Annotated in this window: 19 protein-coding genes, 4 tRNA genes, 3 rRNA genes and 1 pseudogene; 17 read left to right on the forward strand and 10 right to left on the reverse strand. The window is 53.5% G+C overall.

Features of this window, described 5'->3' with window-relative positions:
• The first annotated feature begins 198 nt into the window (after positions 1–198).
• Genes G7090_RS04390 through nlpE form a run of 3 tightly spaced genes read left to right on the forward strand, consistent with a single transcriptional unit; the run spans position 199 to position 1902 of the window.
• Positions 199–744, forward strand: a complete 546-nt coding sequence (locus G7090_RS04390; RefSeq protein WP_106994314.1) for a YaeQ family protein — start codon at positions 199–201, stop codon at positions 742–744.
• The gene (arfB, locus tag G7090_RS04395; RefSeq protein ID WP_106994315.1) at positions 741–1163 is read left to right on the forward strand and encodes an alternative ribosome rescue aminoacyl-tRNA hydrolase ArfB; all 423 of its coding nucleotides are present in this window, start codon (positions 741–743) and stop codon (positions 1161–1163) included. Before G7090_RS04390 ends, arfB begins: the two co-directional genes overlap by 4 nt.
• Positions 1164–1197: 34 nt before the next feature.
• A complete protein-coding gene (gene nlpE / locus G7090_RS04400) occupies positions 1198–1902 on the forward strand; it encodes an envelope stress response activation lipoprotein NlpE (protein ID WP_166181638.1) in 705 nt (234 codons plus the stop codon).
• A 40-nt stretch (positions 1903–1942) separates the two neighbouring features.
• Here the strand turns inward: nlpE and proS are convergent, their stop codons facing one another.
• From proS to metN, 6 genes are all read right to left on the reverse strand, one after another.
• A complete protein-coding gene (gene proS / locus G7090_RS04405) occupies positions 1943–3661 on the reverse strand; it encodes a proline--tRNA ligase (protein WP_166181639.1) in 1719 nt (572 codons plus the stop codon).
• A gap of 111 nt (positions 3662–3772) precedes the next feature.
• On the reverse strand, positions 3773–4480 hold the full coding sequence (gene tsaA / locus G7090_RS04410) for a tRNA (N6-threonylcarbamoyladenosine(37)-N6)-methyltransferase TrmO (RefSeq protein WP_166181640.1): 708 nt from the start codon (positions 4478–4480) through the stop codon (positions 3773–3775).
• Positions 4477–4881, reverse strand: a complete 405-nt coding sequence (gene rcsF, locus G7090_RS04415; RefSeq protein ID WP_106994319.1) for an Rcs stress response system protein RcsF — start codon at positions 4879–4881, stop codon at positions 4477–4479. Before rcsF ends, tsaA begins: the two co-directional genes overlap by 4 nt.
• Before the next feature lie 107 nt (positions 4882–4988).
• Positions 4989–5804: a methionine ABC transporter substrate-binding lipoprotein MetQ gene (gene metQ / locus G7090_RS04420; protein ID WP_106994320.1), complete on the reverse strand. Its 816-nt coding sequence runs from the start codon at positions 5802–5804 to the stop codon at positions 4989–4991.
• Between the two features lie 39 nt (positions 5805–5843).
• A complete protein-coding gene (locus G7090_RS04425) occupies positions 5844–6497 on the reverse strand; it encodes a methionine ABC transporter permease MetI (protein ID WP_106994321.1) in 654 nt (217 codons plus the stop codon).
• Positions 6490–7521: a methionine ABC transporter ATP-binding protein MetN gene (gene metN, locus G7090_RS04430; RefSeq protein ID WP_106994322.1), complete on the reverse strand. Its 1032-nt coding sequence runs from the start codon at positions 7519–7521 to the stop codon at positions 6490–6492. The genes G7090_RS04425 and metN overlap by 8 nt, the downstream gene beginning before the upstream one ends.
• Positions 7522–7708: 187 nt before the next feature.
• On the opposite strand from metN, the gene gmhB reads away from it, so the two are divergent.
• The 8 genes from gmhB to dkgB all read left to right on the forward strand — a co-directional run bounded on the left by gmhB (position 7709) and on the right by dkgB (position 14869).
• Positions 7709–8275, forward strand: a complete 567-nt coding sequence (gene gmhB / locus G7090_RS04435) for a D-glycero-beta-D-manno-heptose 1,7-bisphosphate 7-phosphatase (protein ID WP_166181641.1) — start codon at positions 7709–7711, stop codon at positions 8273–8275.
• 368 nt (positions 8276–8643) lie between these two features.
• Positions 8644–10183, forward strand: a 16S ribosomal RNA gene (locus G7090_RS04440).
• A 70-nt stretch (positions 10184–10253) separates the two neighbouring features.
• Positions 10254–10330, forward strand: a tRNA-Ile gene (locus G7090_RS04445).
• A 49-nt stretch (positions 10331–10379) separates the two neighbouring features.
• A tRNA-Ala gene (locus G7090_RS04450) sits at positions 10380–10455 on the forward strand.
• Between the two features lie 196 nt (positions 10456–10651).
• Positions 10652–13558 (forward strand): 23S ribosomal RNA (locus G7090_RS04455).
• A 96-nt stretch (positions 13559–13654) separates the two neighbouring features.
• Positions 13655–13770: ribosomal RNA gene (gene rrf, locus G7090_RS04460) — 5S ribosomal RNA — on the forward strand.
• The 16S, 23S and 5S rRNA genes sit together here with 3 tRNA genes alongside, the layout of an rRNA operon.
• 55 nt (positions 13771–13825) lie before the next feature.
• A tRNA-Asp gene (locus G7090_RS04465) sits at positions 13826–13902 on the forward strand.
• A gap of 163 nt (positions 13903–14065) precedes the next feature.
• Entirely contained in the window at positions 14066–14869 is an 804-nt protein-coding gene (dkgB, locus tag G7090_RS04470) for a 2,5-didehydrogluconate reductase DkgB (protein ID WP_166181642.1), read from the forward strand.
• A 1-nt stretch (position 14870) separates the two neighbouring features.
• On the opposite strand, the pseudogene yafC reads toward dkgB, so the two are convergent.
• Positions 14871–15802: pseudogene (gene yafC / locus G7090_RS04475) on the reverse strand (DNA-binding transcriptional regulator YafC).
• A 104-nt stretch (positions 15803–15906) separates the two neighbouring features.
• On the opposite strand from yafC, the gene G7090_RS04480 reads away from it, so the two are divergent.
• The 3 genes from G7090_RS04480 to G7090_RS04490 all read left to right on the forward strand — a co-directional run bounded on the left by G7090_RS04480 (position 15907) and on the right by G7090_RS04490 (position 18870).
• On the forward strand, positions 15907–17082 hold the full coding sequence (locus G7090_RS04480) for an MFS transporter (protein ID WP_166181643.1): 1176 nt from the start codon (positions 15907–15909) through the stop codon (positions 17080–17082).
• A gap of 138 nt (positions 17083–17220) precedes the next feature.
• The gene (locus G7090_RS04485; RefSeq protein ID WP_039032074.1) at positions 17221–18021 is read left to right on the forward strand and encodes an endonuclease/exonuclease/phosphatase family protein; all 801 of its coding nucleotides are present in this window, start codon (positions 17221–17223) and stop codon (positions 18019–18021) included.
• Between the two features lie 78 nt (positions 18022–18099).
• Positions 18100–18870: a class I SAM-dependent methyltransferase gene (locus tag G7090_RS04490; protein ID WP_166181644.1), complete on the forward strand. Its 771-nt coding sequence runs from the start codon at positions 18100–18102 to the stop codon at positions 18868–18870.
• Between the two features lie 53 nt (positions 18871–18923).
• On the opposite strand, the gene mltD is transcribed toward G7090_RS04490, so the two are convergent.
• Both mltD and gloB read right to left on the reverse strand, forming a co-directional pair.
• A complete protein-coding gene (gene mltD / locus G7090_RS04495; RefSeq protein ID WP_106996012.1) occupies positions 18924–20291 on the reverse strand; it encodes a murein transglycosylase D in 1368 nt (455 codons plus the stop codon).
• 68 nt (positions 20292–20359) lie between these two features.
• On the reverse strand, positions 20360–21118 hold the full coding sequence (gene gloB, locus G7090_RS04500) for a hydroxyacylglutathione hydrolase (protein ID WP_166181645.1): 759 nt from the start codon (positions 21116–21118) through the stop codon (positions 20360–20362).
• Between the two features lie 32 nt (positions 21119–21150).
• On the opposite strand from gloB, the gene G7090_RS04505 reads away from it, so the two are divergent.
• A complete protein-coding gene (locus G7090_RS04505) occupies positions 21151–21867 on the forward strand; it encodes a class I SAM-dependent methyltransferase (protein ID WP_106996010.1) in 717 nt (238 codons plus the stop codon).
• On the opposite strand, the gene rnhA is transcribed toward G7090_RS04505, so the two are convergent.
• On the reverse strand, positions 21868–22335 hold the full coding sequence (gene rnhA / locus G7090_RS04510) for a ribonuclease HI (RefSeq protein ID WP_032616665.1): 468 nt from the start codon (positions 22333–22335) through the stop codon (positions 21868–21870). It abuts the gene before it with no gap.
• Between the two features lie 145 nt (positions 22336–22480).
• Between rnhA and dnaQ the strand changes: the two genes are divergently transcribed.
• Positions 22481–23224, forward strand: coding sequence for a DNA polymerase III subunit epsilon (dnaQ, locus tag G7090_RS04515; protein WP_166181646.1), 744 nt, complete (start codon positions 22481–22483; stop codon positions 23222–23224).
• Between the two features lie 130 nt (positions 23225–23354).
• A tRNA-Asp gene (locus G7090_RS04520) sits at positions 23355–23431 on the forward strand.
• Positions 23432–23530: the final 99 nt, after the last annotated feature.

Consider the following 23530-nt stretch of genomic DNA (forward strand, 5'->3'; position numbering starts at 1 on the left):
ATCCCCTCCTGCCAGCGCACTGACTTTACTGTGAGATACAATTAAGCCTACGAGCATAAACCCGGTTTAGCAAGGTGACTATACCATACTCATTTAAGCAATATCAGCAGGTTGATGTCGCAGAGATTCGCGAGCCTGTAACAGCCTTTTGGCGGAGATTTCGCTACAATGCGCACCTGATTCGAAAGGAGTTCTCTCATGGCGCTTAAAGCGACAATTTACAAAGCCGCGGTCAATGTGGCGGATTTAGACCGCAATCAGTTTCTGGATGCGACCCTGACGCTGGCGCGTCATCCATCAGAAACGCAGGAGCGCATGATGCTGCGCCTGCTGGCATGGATTAAGTACGCCAACGAGCGGCTGCAGTTTACCCGCGGATTAAGTGCCGAAGACGAGCCGGAAGCCTGGCTGCTCAACGATCATCTGGGCATCGATCTGTGGATCGAACTCGGGCTGCCGGATGAGCGCCGCATTAAGAAAGCCTGCACCCAGTCTGCCGAAGTGGCGCTCTTCACCTATAACAGCCGCGCCGCAGAGATCTGGTGGCAGCAGAACAAGAATAAATGCTCACAATTCAATAACCTCTCGGTCTGGTATCTGAATGATGAACAGCTTTCTGCGCTGAGTGCTTTTGCCGGGCGGACCATGATCCTGCAGGCGACGATTCAGGATGGCGCCATCTGGTTATCGGATGCTGAGAATAATCTGGAAATCCATCCTGAAGCCTGGCAGTCCCGCTCATGATTGTTCTGTCCCGAACTGTCACCCTTCCTGATAATGAAGTGGAGATCACCGCGATCCGTGCACAGGGCGCGGGCGGCCAGCATGTGAATAAAACCTCAACGGCCATTCATCTGCGCTTTGACATTCGGGCATCCAGCCTGCCAGAGTACTATAAAGAACGCCTGCTGGCGGCCAGCCATCATCTGATCACCAGCGAAGGGGTGATTATCATCAAGGCCCAGGAGTACCGCAGCCAGGAGATGAACCGGGAGGCGGCGCTGGCCCGGCTGGTGGCGCTGATCCAGGAGTTAACCGTAGTACAAAAAAGCCGTCGGGCCACCCGCCCGACCCGCGCCTCGAAAGAGCGGCGTCTGGCTTCGAAATCACAGAAATCGTCCGTTAAGGCGCTGCGTGGCAAAGTCCGACGCCCGCAGGATTAACGGGCGACAGTCGGAATAGGATAAGGAATAGAGAGTGAAAACAGCGATATTTTCAGTGGTGGCAGTAAGCACGCTGTTCGTTTTGATGGGATGTCATAACCGTGCAGAGATGCAGGTCATGGAGCCGACCCATGCCCAGGCCGAAGCGTTAAAACCGATGCAGCAGAGCTGGCGTGGCGTCTTACCCTGCGCCGATTGCGAAGGTATCGAAACCTCGCTGTTTCTGGAGAAAGATGGTACCTGGGTGATGAACCAGCACTACCAGGGCGCCAAAGCACCTTCCTCGTTTGCCAGCTATGGTACCTGGGCCCGCACCGCCGACAAGCTGGTGTTGACGGATACGGCAGGTGAAAAGCGCTATTTCCGCGCCAAAGGCGAAGGGCTGGAGATGCTCGATACGCAGGGCAACCCTATAGCGTCGCAGTTTAACTACACGCTGGCGCCGGTCACCGCCGCGCTGCCCGCGACGCCAATGGCGATGCGCGGCATGTATTTCTATATGGCTGATGCAGCGATCTTCACCGACTGCGCCACCGGCAAAAAGGTGAGCGTGGCGAATAACGCCCAGCTGGAGCGGGATTACGCGGCGGCGCGCGGGAATGATACCAAACCGGTACTGCTGACGGTTGATGGCCACTTTACGCTGGAAGCCAACCCGGATAGTGGGGAGAGAATGAAAACGCTGGTGTCGGATCGGAACGCCAGGTTTGAAGCGGGTAAGAATTGCGACAGCAAATAGCTGAAATAAAAAACCCCGCCGGAGCGGGGTTTTTTATGGCTTAGCCCTTGATGGCTTTCACCAGGTAATCAAGCACGTCACCGGTTTTGATCATCTGCTTCTCGCCGTTACGACGATATTTATATTCGATTTCGTCGTTGTCGAGGTTGCGATCGCCAATGACCACGGTGTGTGGAATACCGATCAGTTCCATATCGGCAAACATCACGCCCGGACGCTCTTTACGATCGTCCATCAGCACTTCGATACCCTGCGCACGCAGCTCGCTGTAGAGCTTCTCGGCCAGCTCCTGCACGCGGTAGGACTTGTGCATATTCATCGGCAGGATCGCCACCTGGAACGGCGCAATGTTGTCCGGCCAGACGATACCGCGCTCGTCATGGTTCTGCTCAATCGCCGCAGCCACCACGCGTGTTACCCCGATACCGTAGCAACCCATGGTCAGGATCTGATTACGACCATCTTCGCCCTGTACTGATGCGTTCAGCGCCTGGGAGTACTTGGTGCCCAGCTGGAAGATGTGACCCACTTCGATACCGCGTTTGATCTGCAGCACGCCCTGGCCATCCGGGCTCGGATCGCCTGCGACCACGTTACGGATATCGGCCACTTCTGGCATTGCAACATCGCGATCCCAGTTGATGCCGAAGAAGTGCTTACCATCCACGTTAGCGCCGGCAGCGAAATCGCTCATCGCCGCAACGGTACGGTCAATCACCACCGGGATCGGCATATTGACCGGGCCGAGGGAACCTGGACCTGCATTCACCACCGCACGGATTTCCGCTTCGGTCGCGAAGGTCAGCGGGCTGGCAACCTGCGGCAGTTTTTCTGCTTTTACTTCGTTCAGCTCGTGATCGCCACGAACCAGCAGGGCAACCAGCGGATAGCTGCTGCCTTCAACCGCTTTCACCAGCAGGGTTTTCACGGTTTTTTCAACCGGCAGATTGAACTGCTCAACCAGCTCGGCGATGGTTTTGGCATTCGGCGTATCAACCTGGGTCATCGCTTCAGTGGCTGCCGCGCGTGGCGCTGTTGGTGCCAGCGCTTCAGCAAACTCAATGTTCGCCGCATAATCAGAGGTATCAGAGAAGATCACATCGTCTTCGCCGCTCTGCGCCAGTACCTGGAATTCATGAGATGCGCTACCGCCGATGGAACCGGTATCGGCCTGCACAGCACGGAAATCCAGACCCATACGGGTGAAGATTTTGCTGTACGCGTCGTACATCTTGTCATAGGTCTCTTGCAGAGATTCCTGTGAGGTATGGAAGGAGTACGCATCCTTCATCAGGAACTCGCGGGAGCGCATCACGCCAAAACGTGGACGCACTTCGTCACGGAATTTGGTCTGGATCTGATAGAAGTTCAGCGGCAGCTGCTTGTAAGAGCTCAGCTCATTACGGATCAGGTCGGTGATCACTTCTTCATGCGTCGGACCCAGAACAAACGGACGCTCGCCGCGGTCAACAAAGCGCAGCAGCTCGGGACCGTACTGCTCCCAACGGCCGCTCTCCGCCCACAGGTCAGCGGGCTGAACAACAGGCATGGACACCTCAATGGCACCGGCGTTATCCATCTCTTCACGCACGATGTTCTCGACTTTTCTCAGGACGCGCAGGCCGGTCGGCAACCAGGTATACAACCCGGAGGCCAGCTTACGGATCATCCCGGCGCGCAGCATCAGCTGGTGGCTGATAACTTCGGCGTCGGCAGGTGTCTCCTTCAGTGTGGAGAGCAGGTATTGGCTAGTACGCATGTTGTTACGGTTCCATTTCGACGATTGGAACAGGCTGACCGGCAGCCTGACACAAAAAAAGTGGTTTAGTTTACCAGTGTGGCAATGATGCCAAAAGAGAAGAGAATAAAATTACTGCGGCTCGAGGGCAAACACTTCGAAGCCTGCCGCCGTGACGCGCCAGCGAACATTAAAATCCAGTAGCAGAACGGCGTAGGTTTTCCCGGCCTCTTCTTCTTTGCGATAGGCGGGGCGAGGGTCCTGTGCCAGCACTTCGACGATAAAATCCCGCAGACGAGGGTAGCGCTTTTCCAGCTGGATTAACCGGGGGGTCAACTCGTCGGTAAAGTAAACGGGCATATCCGCCTGCGGGGCCTGCTGGGCATAGCTGGCACGCGCATCCGGTAAAGCTTCGGCAAAGGGCAGGTAGGGTTTGATATCCACCACCGGCGTGCCGTCGACCAGATCCAGACTGCCCAGTTCGAGGATCACCTGATCCTTCTGACAGCGGATGCCTTTCAGTTCAACGAGCGACATGCCGACAGGATTCGGACGGAAGGTCGAGCGCGTGGCAAAGACACCCATCCTGGCGTTACCGCCGAGACGAGGCGGGCGCACGGTCGGTCGCCAGCCGCCTGCCATGGTCTGGTGAAAGATAAACAGTACCCACAGGTGGCTAAAGGCCTCCAGTCCGCGTACGGCATCGGCCTGGTTATAAGGCGCGATCAAGTGAAGTTCGCCGCCACCGCTTTTTACCAGCCCGGGCTGGCGGGGGACAGCAAACTTCTCTTTATAGGGCGAGCGGATAACGCCTACCTGCTCGAACTGGAATGCACTCATTTTGCCGAGACGTTAAGGGCAGAACCCACGCAAACGGCCTGGCGGTAGCAGCCTGGCGTGCCGCTGGTCACTTCACAGCTGTGCAGCAGAACCGCATTGGCCTTCATTTTCGAGGCATTGACCTGCATGCGTTTACGCGCAGTTGGGATATTAGGAGGAGAGTCCTGATTGCTGGCCTGGCAAGATTCGCCGGAGACTTCACCCAGATCGCGGAACGGTTTACCCACTAAGGCTTCAGCACTGGTATAGATTCTGACCGGAGCAGGGCGGGGCGCTTTTGGCTTTTCAGGCTCCACTTTAGGCGGGGTTGCTGTGCTTTTAACAGGTTCAACAGGAGATCTGCTTAGCATAGAACAGCCGCTCAGCATCAGTGCTAAAAGACAGATCGGTAAAGCACGCATAATATTTCCTCTATGAATAATCAAATCGTCAGATATTGAATCAGTTGCCTGCATAAATGACAAGACGGGCTTTCGCCCGTCATGAATGATATTACACAAAGGTCAGATTACCAGCCTTTAACTGCGCCGCCGTTAAAGACTTTGTTGGCTTCCTGGTAAACTTCGTCAGACTGGTAAGCCTGTACGAATTTCTTCACGTTTTCCGCGTCTTTGTTGTCTTCGCGAGTAACGATCAGGTTAACGTACGGGGACTCTTTATCTTCAACGAAGATGCCGTCTTTGGCTGGGGTCAGGTTGATCTGGCTGGCGTAAGTGGTGTTGATAACCGCCAGGGCGATCTGCGCATCATCCAGAGAGCGTGGCAGCTGTGGGGCTTCCAGCTCAACAATCTTCAGATTTTTTGGGTTTTCAGTCACGTCGAGAACGGTCGGCAGCAGGCCAACACCGTCTTTCAGTTTAATCAGACCCACTTTCTGCAGCAGCAGCAGAGAACGGCCAAGGTTGGTTGGGTCGTTCGGGACTGCAACCTGAGAACCGTCCTGCAGCTCCTCTAAAGATTTAATTTTCTTGGAGTAGCCCGCGATTGGGTAAACGAAGGTGTGTCCGGCCGCAACCAGCTTGTAGCCACGATCTTTGATCTGCTGATCGAGGTATGGCTTGTGCTGGAAGGCGTTAGCATCGATATCGCCTTTGCTCAGCGCTTCGTTCGGCAGAACGTAATCGTTGAAGGTCACCAGCTCAACGTCGAGGCCATACTTCTCTTTCGCCACTTTGGCTGCCGTCTCTGCAACCTGCTGTTCCGCACCGACGATAACGCCCACTTTGATGTGGTTTGGATCTTTTTCATCCTGGCCGCAGCCTACCAGTGCCAGAGAGCCGATCAGCGCGCCTACCGCAGCAAAGGTCTTCAATTTAAACGCCATGTTCTTATCCTTAACTCGTCGAGTTTGTATTGTGTAACGTTATTTGTGCGTAACAGCCCGGACGATGCGATCGCCAGAGAGTTGAATGAGATAAACCAGCACAACCAGCAGGACCAGTACGGTATTCATCACGGTAGCATTGTAGCCAATGTAGCCATACTGATAACCGATCTGACCCAGACCGCCTGCACCTACAGCACCGCCCATCGCTGAGTAACCCACCAGAGTAATCAGCGTGATGGTTGCCGCATTGACCAGACCCGGCAGGGCTTCTGGCAGTAAAATTTTGCGAACGATCTGCATCGGCGTTGCACCCATGGCGCGTGACGCTTCAATCAGACCCGACGGGATCTCTAACAGCGCGTTCTCGACCATACGGGCGATAAACGGGGCAGCGCCTACGGTCAGGGGAACAATCGCCGCCTGCAGACCGATGGAGGTCCCCACAATAACGCGGGTGAAGGGAATCATCCACACCAGCAGAATAATGAAGGGAATCGAACGGAAGATGTTCACCAGCGCAGAGAGCGTGCGATACAGTTTTGCGTTCTCAATAATTTGCCCTGGGCGGGTAACATACAGCAGGACGCCCACCGGCAGACCAATCACAAAACCGAAAAAGCCGGATACGAAGGTCATCGCCAGCGTTTCCCATACGCCGCGTACCAGCAACCACATCATTGGCTCAGACATAACCCAGTACCTCTACTTTTACATGATGCTCTTGCAGCCAGGCGATAGCGGCCTGCGTATCCTGCTGCGTGCCGTGCATTTCGGTAAGCATGATGCCGAACTTCACGCCACCGGCGTAATCCATCTGCGCACTAATAATGTTGTTGTTCACGTTGAAACGACGAGCGGTTTCAGACAGCAGCGGGGCATCCACTGATTTGCCGGTAAACTCCATTCGCAGCATCGGAACGCTGTCGGCTTCCGGCTGCGTTTTCAGACGCGCCAGGTAATCTTCCGGAATGTCCAGATGCAGGGTGGCCTGGATAAACTGTTGCGCCAGCGGGGTTTTAGGATGCGAGAACACTTCGCTGACGGAGTCTTGTTCAATCAGTTCACCGTTGCTGATCACCGCGACGCAATCGCAGATGCGTTTAACAACGTCCATCTCGTGCGTAATAAGGAGGATGGTCAGTCCCAGGCGACGGTTAATGTCTTTCAGCAGTTCCAGAATTGAGCGGGTGGTTGCAGGATCCAGGGCGCTGGTGGCTTCGTCACAGAGCAACACTTTTGGGTTGCTTGCCAGCGCACGCGCAATGGCCACGCGCTGTTTTTGGCCGCCGGATAAGTTTGCCGGGTAGATATCATGCTTATCGCTCAGGCCGACCAGATCCAGCAACTCGGTGACGCGACGTTTGATTTCATCTTTTGGCGTGTTGTCCAGCTCCAGCGGCAGGGCGACGTTGCCAAACACGGTGCGTGAAGAGAGCAGGTTAAAGTGCTGGAAGATCATGCCAATCTGGCGACGCGCTTTGGTTAAATCCGTTTCGGAAAGGGTTGTCAGCTCCTGGCCATCAACCTGTACCTGACCTTGAGTCGGGCGTTCGAGCAGGTTAACGCAACGGATGAGCGTACTTTTACCTGCACCGGAGGCGCCAATGACGCCATAAATTTGTCCAGCCGGAACATGCAGGCTAACGTTGTTCAACGCCTGAATGGTTCGGTTCCCTTGCTGGAACACTTTGGTGATATTCGAAAGTTTAATCATTAGATTATTTTTATCGTATGTAAGTTAGCCGTGGCATTTTCTGCTGCCTTGTACGGGCGATGACCGTCAACAAAACGGATGTTAAGGCATCCAGACGTCTAAATCAATCCAACTCTGCGCGATGAGCACTTTATTGCGCGGTGATTCATGAGATACTAGCCGGACATCCCTTTTCAGGAGCAAACCGGTGGCAAAATCAGTACCCGCAATTTTTCTCGATCGTGATGGCACGATTAATGTCGATCATGGCTACGTGCATGAGATAGACGAATTTGAATTCATCGATGGCGTTATCGATGCCATGCGTGAATTAAAAGAGATGGGTTTTGCGCTGGTGGTAGTAACCAACCAGTCAGGCATCGCGCGCGGTAAATTCACCGAAGCACAATTTGAGACATTAACCGAATGGATGGACTGGTCACTGGCCGATCGTGGCGTTGACCTGGACGGCATCTATTATTGTCCTCATCACCCGCAGGGAACCGTAGAAGAGTATCGTCAGACCTGTGATTGCCGTAAACCGCATCCGGGCATGCTCATCTCGGCACAAGAGTTCCTTCATATAGATATGAGTGCTTCATATATGGTGGGCGACAAACTGGAAGATATGCAGGCAGCTGCCGCGGCAGGTATAGGCCATAAAATTCTGGTGCGTACTGGTAAACCCGTCACGCCAGAAGCAGAAAATGCAGCGGATTGGGTGATTAATAGCCTGGCGGCGCTGCCGGAAACCATCAAAAAGCAGCAAAAATAGACGTTGTGGCGAAAAGGTGAGCGGTTGAAATAAAATTGTCGTTTTCCGCTTGTCACTGCCAGAGAACTCCCTATAATGCGCCTCCATCGACACGGCAGATGTGAATCACTTCACACAAACAGCCGGGTCGGTTGAAGAGAAAAGCGAAAATAAACGCTTGACTCTGAAAGAGGAAAGCGTAACATACGCCACCTCGCAACGGTGAGCGAAAGCCGCGTTGCACTGCTCTTTAACAATTTATCAGACAATCTGTGTGGGCACTCAAAGTGACATGGATTCTTAACGTCGCAAGACGAAAAATGAATACCAAAGTCTCTGAGTGAACATACGTAATTCATTACGAAGTTTAATTCACGAGCATCAAACTTAAATTGAAGAGTTTGATCATGGCTCAGATTGAACGCTGGCGGCAGGCCTAACACATGCAAGTCGAACGGTAGCACAGAGAGCTTGCTCTCGGGTGACGAGTGGCGGACGGGTGAGTAATGTCTGGGAAACTGCCTGATGGAGGGGGATAACTACTGGAAACGGTAGCTAATACCGCATAACGTCGCAAGACCAAAGAGGGGGACCTTCGGGCCTCTTGCCATCAGATGTGCCCAGATGGGATTAGCTAGTAGGTGGGGTAATGGCTCACCTAGGCGACGATCCCTAGCTGGTCTGAGAGGATGACCAGCCACACTGGAACTGAGACACGGTCCAGACTCCTACGGGAGGCAGCAGTGGGGAATATTGCACAATGGGCGCAAGCCTGATGCAGCCATGCCGCGTGTATGAAGAAGGCCTTCGGGTTGTAAAGTACTTTCAGCGAGGAGGAAGGCGGTGAGGTTAATAACCTCATCGATTGACGTTACTCGCAGAAGAAGCACCGGCTAACTCCGTGCCAGCAGCCGCGGTAATACGGAGGGTGCAAGCGTTAATCGGAATTACTGGGCGTAAAGCGCACGCAGGCGGTCTGTCAAGTCGGATGTGAAATCCCCGGGCTCAACCTGGGAACTGCATTCGAAACTGGCAGGCTAGAGTCTTGTAGAGGGGGGTAGAATTCCAGGTGTAGCGGTGAAATGCGTAGAGATCTGGAGGAATACCGGTGGCGAAGGCGGCCCCCTGGACAAAGACTGACGCTCAGGTGCGAAAGCGTGGGGAGCAAACAGGATTAGATACCCTGGTAGTCCACGCCGTAAACGATGTCGACTTGGAGGTTGTTCCCTTGAGGAGTGGCTTCCGGAGCTAACGCGTTAAGTCGACCGCCTGGGGAGTACGGCCGCAAGGTTAAAACTCAAATGAATTGACGGGGGCCCGCACAAGCGGTGGAGCATGTGGTTTAATTCGATGCAACGCGAAGAACCTTACCTACTCTTGACATCCAGAGAACTTTCCAGAGATGGATTGGTGCCTTCGGGAACTCTGAGACAGGTGCTGCATGGCTGTCGTCAGCTCGTGTTGTGAAATGTTGGGTTAAGTCCCGCAACGAGCGCAACCCTTATCCTTTGTTGCCAGCGGTTAGGCCGGGAACTCAAAGGAGACTGCCAGTGATAAACTGGAGGAAGGTGGGGATGACGTCAAGTCATCATGGCCCTTACGAGTAGGGCTACACACGTGCTACAATGGCGCATACAAAGAGAAGCGACCTCGCGAGAGCAAGCGGACCTCATAAAGTGCGTCGTAGTCCGGATTGGAGTCTGCAACTCGACTCCATGAAGTCGGAATCGCTAGTAATCGTAGATCAGAATGCTACGGTGAATACGTTCCCGGGCCTTGTACACACCGCCCGTCACACCATGGGAGTGGGTTGCAAAAGAAGTAGGTAGCTTAACCTTCGGGAGGGCGCTTACCACTTTGTGATTCATGACTGGGGTGAAGTCGTAACAAGGTAACCGTAGGGGAACCTGCGGTTGGATCACCTCCTTACCTTAAAGAACCTGCCTTTGTAGTGCTCACACAGATTGTCTGATGAAAAGTAAGCAGTAAAAATCTCTGCAGGCTTGTAGCTCAGGTGGTTAGAGCGCACCCCTGATAAGGGTGAGGTCGGTGGTTCAAGTCCACTCAGGCCTACCAAACTCCTTGTAATAAAGGATGAGCGGTACAGAGATTAGCATTTTGCGATGGGGTTATAGCTCAGCTGGGAGAGCGCCTGCCTTGCACGCAGGAGGTCTGCGGTTCGATCCCGCATAGCTCCACCATCCTTTACTGCGACAACACAAAAACTTCAGAGTGTACCTGCGAAGGTGCGCTGCGAAGTTTTGCTCTTTAAAAATCTGGATCAAGCTGAAAATTGAAACGACACACTGTGTCTGCTCTCCGTAATAAGAGCAGATGAAGGTGTGTTCGAGTCTCTCAAATTTTCGCAATCAGAAGTGAAACATCTTCGGGTTGTGAGGTTAAGCGACTAAGCGTACACGGTGGATGCCTAGGCAGTCAGAGGCGATGAAGGACGTGCTAATCTGCGATAAGCGTCGGTAAGGTGATATGAACCGTTATAGCCGACGATTTCCGAATGGGGAAACCCAGTGCAATCCGTTGCACTATCGTTAAGTGAATACATAGCTTAACGAAGCGAACCAGGGGAACTGAAACATCTAAGTACCCTGAGGAAAAGAAATCAACCGAGATTCCCCCAGTAGCGGCGAGCGAACGGGGAGCAGCCCAGAGTCTGAATCAGCATGTGTGTCAGTGGAAGCGTCTGGAAAGTCGCAGGGTACAGGGTGATACTCCCGTACACGAAGATGCATGTGCTGTGAACTCGAAGAGTAGGGCGGGACACGTGGTATCCTGTCTGAATATGGGGGGACCATCCTCCAAGGCTAAATACTCCTGACTGACCGATAGTGAACCAGTACCGTGAGGGAAAGGCGAAAAGAACCCCGGCGAGGGGAGTGAAAAAGAACCTGAAACCGTGTACGTACAAGCAGTGGGAGCCTACTTGTTAGGTGACTGCGTACCTTTTGTATAATGGGTCAGCGACTTATATTCTGTAGCAAGGTTAACCGTATAGGGGAGCCGAAGGGAAACCGAGTCTTAACTGGGCGTTAAGTTGCAGGGTATAGACCCGAAACCCGGTGATCTAGCCATGGGCAGGTTGAAGGTTGGGTAACACTAACTGGAGGACCGAACCGACTAATGTTGAAAAATTAGCGGATGACTTGTGGCTGGGGGTGAAAGGCCAATCAAACCGGGAGATAGCTGGTTCTCCCCGAAAGCTATTTAGGTAGCGCCTCGTGAATTCATCTCCGGGGGTAGAGCACTGTTTCGGCTAGGGGGCCATCCCGGCTTACCAACCCGATGCAAACTGCGAATACCGGAGAATGTTATCACGGGAGACACACGGCGGGTGCTAACGTCCGTCGTGAAGAGGGAAACAACCCAGACCGCCAGCTAAGGTCCCAAAGTCATGGTTAAGTGGGAAACGATGTGGGAAGGCACAGACAGCCAGGATGTTGGCTTAGAAGCAGCCATCATTTAAAGAAAGCGTAATAGCTCACTGGTCGAGTCGGCCTGCGCGGAAGATGTAACGGGGCTAAACCATGCACCGAAGCTGCGGCAGCGACACTATGTGTTGTTGGGTAGGGGAGCGTTCTGTAAGCCGTCGAAGGTGGACTGTGAGGTCTGCTGGAGGTATCAGAAGTGCGAATGCTGACATAAGTAACGATAAAGCGGGTGAAAAACCCGCTCGCCGGAAGACCAAGGGTTCCTGTCCAACGTTAATCGGGGCAGGGTGAGTCGACCCCTAAGGCGAGGCCGAAAGGCGTAGTCGATGGGAAACAGGTTAATATTCCTGTACTCGGTGTTACTGCGAAGGGGGGACGGAGAAGGCTATGTTGGCCGGGCGACGGTTGTCCCGGTTTAAGCATGTAGGCGGAGGTTCCAGGTAAATCCGGAACCTTATTCAACGCTGAGGTGTGATGACGAGGCACTACGGTGCTGAAGCAACAAATGCCCTGCTTCCAGGAAAAGCCTCTAAGCATCAGGTAACATCAAATCGTACCCCAAACCGACACAGGTGGTCAGGTAGAGAATACCAAGGCGCTTGAGAGAACTCGGGTGAAGGAACTAGGCAAAATGGTGCCGTAACTTCGGGAGAAGGCACGCTGATGGTAAGTGAAGCGACTTGCTCGTGGAGCTGAAATCAGTCGAAGATACCAGCTGGCTGCAACTGTTTATTAAAAACACAGCACTGTGCAAACACGAAAGTGGACGTATACGGTGTGACGCCTGCCCGGTGCCGGAAGGTTAATTGATGGGGTTAGCGGCAACGCGAAGCTCTTGATCGAAGCCCCGGTAAACGGCGGCCGTAACTATAACGGTCCTAAGGTAGCGAAATTCCTTGTCGGGTAAGTTCCGACCTGCACGAATGGCGTAATGATGGCCAGGCTGTCTCCACCCGAGACTCAGTGAAATTGAAATCGCTGTGAAGATGCAGTGTACCCGCGGCAAGACGGAAAGACCCCGTGAACCTTTACTATAGCTTGACACTGAACACTGGTCCTTGATGTGTAGGATAGGTGGGAGGCTTTGAAGCGTGGACGCCAGTCTGCGTGGAGCCAACCTTGAAATACCACCCTTTAATGGCTGGTGTTCTAACGTGGACCCGTAATCCGGGTTGCGGACAGTGTCTGGTGGGTAGTTTGACTGGGGCGGTCTCCTCCTAAAGAGTAACGGAGGAGCACGAAGGTTAGCTAATCCTGGTCGGACATCAGGAGGTTAGTGCAATGGCATAAGCTAGCTTGACTGCGAGAGTGACGGCTCGAGCAGGTGCGAAAGCAGGTCATAGTGATCCGGTGGTTCTGTATGGAAGGGCCATCGCTCAACGGATAAAAGGTACTCCGGGGATAACAGGCTGATACCGCCCAAGAGTTCATATCGACGGCGGTGTTTGGCACCTCGATGTCGGCTCATCACATCCTGGGGCTGAAGTAGGTCCCAAGGGTACGGCTGTTCGCCGTTTAAAGTGGTACGCGAGCTGGGTTTAGAACGTCGTGAGACAGTTCGGTCCCTATCTGCCGTGGGCGCTGGAGAATTGAGGGGGGCTGCTCCTAGTACGAGAGGACCGGAGTGGACGCATCACTGGTGTTCGGGTTGTCATGCCAATGGCACTGCCCGGTAGCTAAATGCGGAAAAGATAAGTGCTGAAAGCATCTAAGCACGAAACTTGCCCCGAGATGAGTTCTCCCTGACCCTTTAAGGGTCCTGAAGGAACGTTGAAGACGACGACGTTGATAGGTCGGGTGTGTAAGCGCAGCGATGCGTTGAGCTAACCGATACTAATGAACCGTGAGGCTTAACCTTACAACGCCGAAGCTGTTTCGGCGGACTTGAGAAGACGATTTTCAGCTGATACAGATTACTCATCACGCCTGAGGGCGGGGTGAACAACAGAATTTGCCTGGCGGCTGTAGCGCGGTGGTCCCACCTGACCCCATGCCGAACTCAGAAGTGAAACGCCGTAGCGCCGATGGTAGTGTGGGGTCTCCCCATGCGAGAGTAGGGAACTGCCAGGCATCAAATTACGTAGTGAACCGGGGCGTTAATCCGGTGGTTACAGAAGTATTCGGTGGAGCGGTAGTTCAGTCGGTTAGAATACCTGCCTGTCACGCAGGGGGTCGCGGGTTCGAGTCCCGTCCGTTCCGCCACCTATTGAAAGCCCTGAGCTAACGCTCAGGGCTTTTTTCTTACCTGTCGTTTGATTATTGTTATAAACGCAAAAATCCTCTGCTTAATACGCTCTTTTTTCACATCGCCTCAGCAGTAATAATCCTCTTTATTAATAAACATGATGAAGAAAAGAGGAATTCAATGACTATCCCTGCATTTGGTCTCGGCACTTTCCGCCTTAAAGACGACGTTGTCATCGCATCCGTTAAAACAGCCCTCGAACTGGGCTATCGCGCGGTTGATACCGCGCAGATCTATGATAACGAAGCTGCGGTCGGCCAGGCCATCGAAGAGAGCGCCGTACCGCGCGACGAACTTTTTATCACCACCAAAATCTGGATTGAGAACCTCAGCAAAGAGAAATTAATTCCAAGCCTGAAAGAGAGCCTGAAAAAGCTGCGCACCGATTATGTCGATCTGACTTTGATCCACTGGCCATCGCCAAACGACACCGTGTCAGTTGAAGAGTTTATGCAGGCGTTGCTGGAAGCTAAATCCCAGGGACTGACGCGTGAGATTGGGATTTCTAACTTCACTATCCCTTTGATGGAAAAGGCGATTACAGCTGTTGGCGCAGAAAATATCGCGACCAATCAGATCGAACTTTCCCCTTATCTGCAGAACCGTCAGGTAGTGGAGTGGGCGCAGCAGCACGACATTCATATCACCTCTTATATGACGCTGGCTTACGGCAAAGCGCTAAAAGATGAAACCATTCTGCGTATCGCTGCCAAACATAACGCCACTGCCGCGCAGGTTATCCTGGCGTGGGCGATGGGGGAGGGGTATGCGGTGATCCCTTCTTCAACCAAACGTGAAAACCTGGCGAGCAACCTGCTGGCACAGGATCTGACGCTGGATCAGGACGATAAAAAAGCGATCGCGGCACTGGATTGCAACGATCGCCTGGTGAGCCCGGAAGGGCTGGCGCCGAACTGGGATTAATTTAACCCTCCCTCTGTACCCAAAACCCTCTTACAGCTCCTTCGGGAGCTGTTTTACATGCTCGCTCAGAAAGTCGATAAAGGCCCTGATCCGGGTGCTCACCGCTCTGTCGCTGTAATAGACCGCGCTGAAGGGCATCTCAACCGGCAGGCGCTTATCCGCCATCAGCTCCACCAACTCCCCCCTGGCAATCTCTTTATCAATCATATAATCCGAAAGACAGGCAATCCCGTTCCCTTCAAGGCATAACTGCTTGAGCGTCTCGCCGCTGTTCGAGGATAACCCGCTCACCACTTCATGAAGCTGGCCATCCCGACAGGCAAGGGGCCAGGTATTAAGGGATACCGGCTCCGTAAAGCCAAGGCACAGATGCTGTTTGAGCTCCTCAATTGTCTCAGGCTTGCCGAAACGGGCAATATAGTCCGGAGAGGCGATGATTTTGCGATAACTGGTGAACAGCGGGCGTGCCCGCAGACTGGAGTCGGTCAGCGTCCCGGCGCGGATCGCCACATCCACCTTGCGCTCAATCAGGTTGATAAAGGTTTCTGACGAGACCAGAGACAGCGACATTTCCGGATAACGCTCGCGGAAAGGTTTAATTAAAGGCATCAGGAAATGGAGCACCACGGGGGTGGCGGCGTCGATACGCAACAGGCCGCGCGGCGTGCTCCGGGTTTCCATAATCTCTGTTTCTGCCGCCGCCATCTCCTGCAGGATAGACTGCACGCGACGGAAATAACGTTCGCCTTCTTCTGTCAGGCTTAGCTGCCGGGTCGTCCGGTTCAGAAGGCTGACGCCCAGCTTCATCTCCAGCTTTTTTACCGATCGGCTGACGGCTGAATTGGCCTGACCGAGCTGTTCGGCGGCGCGGCTAAAGCTGCCGCTCTCAACGACGGCGACAAAGATCGCCAGTTCCTCAGAGGTTGCTTTCATTGTTGCTTAATCCGCAAAATTGTATTGATACTTTGAGCATTTTTGTTATTTAAACACTGGCGCATACTCCGTGTCATCTTAATCCTGATGAGACGGAGTTTTATATGCCTCTGGCGCTACTTGCCCTGACGATCAGTGCCTTTGCAATCGGCACTACCGAATTTGTTATTGTAGGTCTGGTTCCAACCATTGCTGACCAGCTTGCCATATCCCTGCCTTCTGCAGGTCTGCTGGTTTCCATCTATGCCCTGGGCGTGGCGATCGGCGCGCCGGTGCTGACTGCCCTTACAGGCCGTCTGCCGCGTAAACAACTGCTGATGGCGTTGATGGTGCTTTTCACCGCCGGCAATATTCTTGCCTGGCAGGCACCTGATTACACCACCCTGGTGATTGCCCGTCTGCTGACCGGCCTTGCCCATGGGGTCTTCTTCTCCATCGGCTCGACCATCGCGACAAGCCTGGTGCCTAAAGAGAAAGCAGCCTCTGCCATTGCCATCATGTTTGGTGGTTTAACCGTGGCGCTGGTTACCGGTGTCCCGTTGGGCACCTTTATCGGACAGCATTTTGGCTGGCGTGAAACGTTTCTTGCGGTCTCGCTGCTGGGGGTGATCGCTTTGATCAGCAGTCTGATACTGATCCCGTCGAACATTCCGGGTCGTGCGGCAGCAACGTTACGCGATCAGGTGAAGGTGCTGACCCATCCTCGCCTGCTGATGATCTACGCCATTACGGCGCTGGGTTACGGCGGCGTGTTTACCGCCTTTACCTTCCTGGCACCCATGATGCAGGATCTGGCCGGATTCTCACCAAGCGCAGTCAGTTGGATCCTGCTCGGCTATGGGGTGTCGGTGGCGATCGGCAACATCTGGGGCGGCAAGCTGGCAGATAAGCACGGCGCCGTTCCGGCACTGAAAATTATCTTTGCCGCACTGGTTGTCTTGCTGCTGGTCTTCCAGTTTACCGCCTCGATGCAATATGCCGCGCTGGCGACGGTACTGGTGATGGGGATCTTCGCCTTCGGTAACGTACCGGGCCTGCAGGTCTACGTGGTACAGAAAGCCGAGCTCTATACCCCTAATGCCGTAGATGTTGCCTCTGGTTTGAACATCGCTGCTTTCAACGTGGGCATTGCGCTGGGGTCTATTATTGGCGGGCAGACCGTAGAGCACTTTGGTCTGGCACAAACGCCATGGATTGGGGCGGTAATTGTACTCGCAGCATTTATGCTGATTGGCCTGAGCGGTCGCCTGGATAAGACCCCTCGTGTTGTGCTGGAATAAGTTGGTGTAAGCACTTGCTAACAAAACCAAACAGCGGTTTATCAGTAATTGCGTTGAAAGTGTGAGCTTAAAACCCTATAACATTAGAACCCGCTCCTGTTTCTGGACGGGTTCTGTCTATAGAGGTCGTTTCACATCGTGCGAAAAAATACCTATGCCATGCGTTATGTTGCCGGACAACCTGCGGAGAGAATTTTGCCTCCGGGGTCGTTTGCGAGCATTGGCCAGGCGTTGCCCGCGGGCGCACCTTTAAGCAGTGATGAAAAAATCCGGGTGCTGGTGTGGAATATCTTCAAACAGCAGCGCGCCGAATGGTTATCCGTTCTGCAAAACTTTGGTAAAGATGCGCACCTGGTGCTGTTGCAGGAGGCGCAAACCACACCAGAGCTGGTCAGGTTTGCGACCACTAACTATCTTGCGGCTGACCAGGTACCGGCATTTGTCCTGCCTCAGCATCCGTCAGGCGTGATGACACTCTCTGCCGCCCACCCTGTTTATTGCTGCCCGCTGCGGGAACGAGAACCGCTCCTGCGCCTGGCAAAATCTGCCCTGGTCACCGTCTACCCACTGCCGGATACCCGTCTGCTGATGGTGGTGAATATCCATGCGGTCAATTTCAGCCTCGGCGTTGATGTCTACAGCAAACAGTTGCTGCCCATCGGGGATCAGATCGCGCATCACAGCGGTCCGGTGGTAATGGCCGGTGATTTCAATGCCTGGAGCCGCCCGCGGATGAATGCGCTTTATCGCTTCGCGCGTGAGATGTCGCTGCGCGAAGTGCGCTTTACTGATGACCAACGTCGCAAGGCGTTTGGTCGCCCGCTCGATTTTGTCTTCTATCGTGGTCTGAACGTCAGTGAAGCTTCAGTGCTGGTGACGCGCGCATCCGATCACAATCCGCTACTCGTCGAATTCAGTCCCGGCAAGCCTGAGAGATAGAGGTATGTCAGGTCTGCCGTGGGGCAGGCCTGTGCGGGTGCTGCCCTTTATTTTTCATTAACCAAAGGACAGCAAAAAATGACAACACAGTCCCATCATGACAACGTAGAAAAACAGTTTGGCTCCCAGGCGAAGGCCTATCTCACCAGCACGGTTCACGCGTCCGGGCGCGATCTGCAGCGCCTGGCTGAGCGTCTGGCTGGCTTTCCCGATGCCAGCGTGCTGGATTTAGGCTGCGGAGCGGGCCATGCCAGCTTTGTGGCGGCACAGCAGGTCGCTCATGTGACGGCATATGACTTATCCAGCCAGATGCTGGAGGTGGTCACTGCGGCTGCCAGTGAGAAGGGGCTGGGGAATATTGCGACCCGCCAGGGTTATGCCGAATCCTTACCCTTCACCGACCACTCTTTTGATATCGTCATCAGCCGCTACTCGGCGCACCACTGGCATGATGTCGGCCAGGCGTTACGCGAAGTTAAGCGGGTGCTGAAACCGGGCGGTGTGGTCATCATCATGGATATCATGTCGCCCGGCCATCCTGTTCGGGATATCTGGTTGCAGACGGTTGAAGCCCTGCGTGATACCTCCCATGTCCGTAATTACTCCAGCGGCGAATGGTTATCGATGTTCACTGACGCCGGGCTGATTACGCGGGCGTTGCAGACCGACAGGCTGACCCTGGAGTTCTCTTCATGGATTGCCCGTATGCGCACGCCAGAGGCATTGAGCCAGGCAATTCGTCTCTATCAGGATAGCGCTTCCGCGGAGGTAAAAGCCTATTTTGAGCTGCAGGAGGAGGGCTCATTCACCAGCGATACGCTCTTCGCTGAAGCCCGGAAAGCGGGATAAAACAAAAAAGGCACCGGGGGAATCGGTGCCTTTTTTACATCAGGTCTCTGAAATCAGGAATCCGGTGTCGCGTTGTTTTTCACAAACAACGTTATCCGATCGCCAGGCTGCAGATTGTCAGTATCGCTGTTCCAGCGCATCACATCTTTGATGTTCACGCCGTGACGCTTCGCAATACTGGAGAGCGAATCGCCTTTTTGCACGCGATAGGTAATGCTATCGCTGTTATTGGCGAGACGCTGCGCGCTGGTACCCGCGCCAATCGTCAGGTTCTGACCCACTTTCAGGCTGGAGCCGCGCAGCTTGTTCCACTGCTGCAGATCGTTGGTGCTCACGCCAAGACGTGATGCAATACCTGAAAGCGTATCGCCTGTACGTACCTGATAGCTACGGCTGTTAACCGGTGAATTATCCGCGATCAGCGTAGACTGAACCGCAGCAATTTCACCCGCCGCCAGCGATACCCGTAACTGTTCAGCGTGTTTCTGCGGCACCAGAACGTACTTCGGCCCGCTGTTACCCAACGTAGAGCCCTTTACACCTGCGTTAAAGGCTTTCAGTTTGGTGACCGAGATACCTGCCATATCCGCAACCTGTCTCAGTTCAACAGGATTGTTGATACGCACTCTCGCCAGCGCGCGACTCTCGTCCGAGGTCGGCAGCTTCACGCCGTACTGTTGGCTGTTTTTGAAAATTTCACTCAAAGCCAGCATTTTTGGTACGTATAATTTGGTTTCCCGTGGCAGTGGAAGCGACCAAAAGTCGGTAGGTTTACCCCGTGCTTTATTCGCTTTCATTGCCTTCAGTACACGACCCTCACCGCTGTTATACGCAGCGACAGTCAGCAGCCAGTCACCGTCGAACATCTTGTTCAGACGTTGCATCATGTCGAGTGCTGCAGTCGTCGAAGCGACCACATCACGACGCGCATCGTAGTTGCGGGTCTGTTTTAAACCATAATTTCGCCCTGTGCTCGGAATGATCTGCCAAAGACCTGCGGCCTTGGCGCCAGACGTTGCATGTGGGTCAAAAGCGCTCTCCACTATGGGTAGTAGTACCAGTTCCATAGGCATGTTACGTTTCTTAACTTGCCCTGCTATCCAGTACATATACGGCTCTGCCCGTAAAGTTACATCGTGGAGATAGCTCTTATTGCTTAAATACTTCTGTTTCTGTTCGCGAATCCGGCTGTTTTCCGGAATTCCCATCTTTAGCTCGTCGCCAATAGAGACCCACAAGTCTTGATCCTGTGCGAAAGACGTCCCATCGTCTGCCCATCGCGATTGACTTGTAAACTTCCCTGCTTCCCCTTGACCAGCTGCAGAAAGGCTCTGTGCGTGCTGTTGTACGTTGCCAGTGTTCTGAGACGCCTGGCAACCCACAAGCAGGACAGAGGCGAGTAATATCGCTTTTGCCTTCATGTGTGTGTCAATAGTTGCTTAAAAGACGAGCGATGATAACGACGAATATTTGAAAAGGCAACACACAATTATGAGAAGTTATCTTTCTTAGCCCTTAACCATGCGAAAATCTCTTCAGGTTGTTGCATATTTGTTTCTTCATTAATTTTATTAATTAAATCAACGTCATCAGTTCTGAGAAATAAATTAATTTTACGTTCATTTTTCAGAATTCCGGGGAGTGTTTTTTGTTTTTTTGCACGTAACTCATTAACTTTGCGGTAATAATCCTGAATCGCCGTATCCTCGGGCAAAACGTGCATTGCAAACTTCATATTCGCTAAAGTGTATTCATGCGCGCAACAAATGAGAGTGTCGGCGGGAAGGACGTTAATTTTCTGGAAGGACTGGTACATCTGGGCTGGCGTGCCTTCAAACAGTCTTCCGCAGCCGCCGGAAAACATGGTATCGCCACAAAAAAGATAAGGAAAACTGAAGTACGAGATATGTCCTAAAGTGTGACCCGGTGTGGCAATTACGGAAAACTCCGACGCAAGAATGAGGATCTTTTCTCCATCTTCGACTACGCGGGTAGCGCCTTTATCTTGTGTCTCAGCGGGGCCATAGACCACAAGATGCGGAAATTTTGCACAGATTGCTGCCACGCCGCCCACGTGGTCATGGTGATGATGGGTCAGAAGAATCGCTTCCGGCTGCCACTGGTTTTGCTCAATGGCCTTCAGCACCGGCTCTGCTTCGCCAGGATCGACGATGATGCAGCGACCTTCATCATTGGTTAAAACCCAGATGTAATTGTCCTGAAAAGCAGGAATACTGATAAGATTCATACATTACCTCTCATAGCGTGGCGGGTGTTTTGATGAAACCGGCAAGGATACCTCAGATTGTCTCAGCACCAGCACATTGGGCGGAATTGCCCTGGGGCGAATATTATCGCGAAGCGCTTGAGCAGCAGCTTAAGCCCTGGTTTGCGAAAATGTATGGTTTTCACCTGCTTAAGATTGGCAATCTGAGCGCGGAAATCAACACCGAAAGTTGCGGGATCTCACATCAGGTTAATGTTTCGCTGGGGGGCGAGCCCGTTCAGGTGAAGGCGGACCCGTTACATTTGCCGTTTGCTGAAAAATCTGTGGATGCCTGCCTGCTGGCGCATTCGTTGCCTTGGTGCGAGGATCCACACCGTTTGCTGCGGGAAGCTGATCGGGTGCTGATTGATGATGGCTGGCTGGTGATCAGCGGGTTTAACCCGATGAGTCTGATGGGACTGCGTAAGCTGGTGCCGGTTCTGCGCCACACCCCGCCGTACAACAGCCGGATGTTCACCCTGATGCGTCAGCTCGACTGGCTGTCGCTGCTCAACTTTGAGGTGATGCACCATAGCGGTTTTCAGGTTTTACCCTGGACGCGGCAGGGCGGGAAGATGCTCAGCACCCATTTCCCGGCACTGGGCTGTATGCAGCTGATTGTGGCGCGCAAGCGCACCATCCCTCTGACGCTTAACCCCATGAAACAGAGCAAAGCGAAAACGCCGCTGCGTGCCGCCGTGGGTGCGACACGACAATACCGTAAGCCCTGATCAGGCTTCCGGTTTATACCCTACATCGTCATGCTGCGGATTCATCGCCGCTGCGCGGGCCAGTTCGTCACAGCGTTCGTTTTCAGGATGCCCGGCGTGGCCTTTCACCCACTCCCACTGGATTTTATGCTGGCTGAGTGCCGCATCCAGACGCTGCCAGAGATCAACATTCTTCACCGGTTTTTTGTCGGCCGTTTTCCAGCCCCGTTTTTTCCAGTTATGGATCCACTGCGTGATCCCCTGGCGCACATACTGGCTGTCGGTGCTCAGCACGATATCGCAGTGCTCTTTTAGCGCCTCGAGGGCCACAATCGCCGCCATCAACTCCATACGGTTGTTGGTGGTCAGGCGATAGCCTTCATTAAAGGTTTTTTCGTGTTCGCGATAACGCAAAATTGCACCGTAGCCCCCCGGTCCCGGGTTGCCGAGGCACGATCCGTCGGTGTAAATCTCTACCTGTTTACGCATCCTGGCAGACATCCTGTAATCAAAACGGTAAGTCTGACATAAATGGTCGCCATCAGCACTGCAAAATAGAGTCGATGCGAATTAGCCTTTGAAGGCCTTGCCAGGTTGTTTACAATGTCGCCGTTGAACAGAGCAGGTTTTCAGAATGAGTATTGCAGACACACATAATGCCGACAGGATCATCGTCCTCGATACCGAAACCACCGGTATGAACCAGATCGGTGCTCACTATGAAGGGCACAAGATTATCGAGATCGGTGCGGTAGAGGTGATCAACCGCCGTCTTACCGGCAATAACTTTCACGTTTACCTGAAGCCAGACCGGCTGGTGGACCCGGAAGCCTTTGGCGTTCACGGTATTGCAGATGAATTCTTGCTGGATAAACCCACCTTTGCCGACGTCGCCGATGAGTTCATCGACTACATCAAAGGCGGCGAGTTGGTCATTCATAACGCCTCGTTTGATATCGGCTTTATGGACTATGAATTCAGCAAGCTCAACCGCGGCCTGCCGAAGACCGATACCTTCTGTAAAGTCACCGACAGTCTGGCGATGGCGAGGAGGATGTTCCCCGGCAAGCGTAATAGCCTCGATGCGTTGTGCTCGCGCTATGAAATAGATAACAGCAAACGAACGCTGCATGGGGCATTACTCGATGCCCAAATCCTGGCCGATGTCTATCTGATCATGACGGGGGGCCAGACAGCGCTGGCCTTCAACGCCGAAAATGATTCCCAGCAGCAGTCCGGAGAGAACGAAATTCAGCGCATTGTTCGTCAGGCCAGCGCATTGCGCGTCATTCTTGCCAGCGATCAAGAGTTACTGGAACATGAATCACGCCTGGATCTGGTGCAGAAGAAGGGCGGTAGCTGCCTCTGGCGCGGTTAATTGCGACAGAAATGCTGGTAAAATAACCGTTTGGATCGTTTTTGCAGCAAACGATTCAAAAGCAGAGAAAAAGCATTGACGGGATCGGAGGCAAACCGTAATATCTGCCTCGTTCCCAAGGGAACACAGCGGAGCGGTAGTTCAGTCGGTTAGAATACCTGCCTGTCACGCAGGGGGTCGCGGGTTCGAGTCCCGTCCGTTCCGCCACTATTCAGAAGGCCTGAATCAGCAATGATTCAGGCCTTTCTCGTTTTATTGCGCTGCAGATTTGGCCGGGCAACACGCTTTGATGCTACCCGGCAGATG

This window comes from Leclercia sp. 29361, assembly GCF_011290365.1.
In the GTDB taxonomy this organism is placed as follows: domain Bacteria; phylum Pseudomonadota; class Gammaproteobacteria; order Enterobacterales; family Enterobacteriaceae; genus Enterobacter; species Enterobacter tamurae.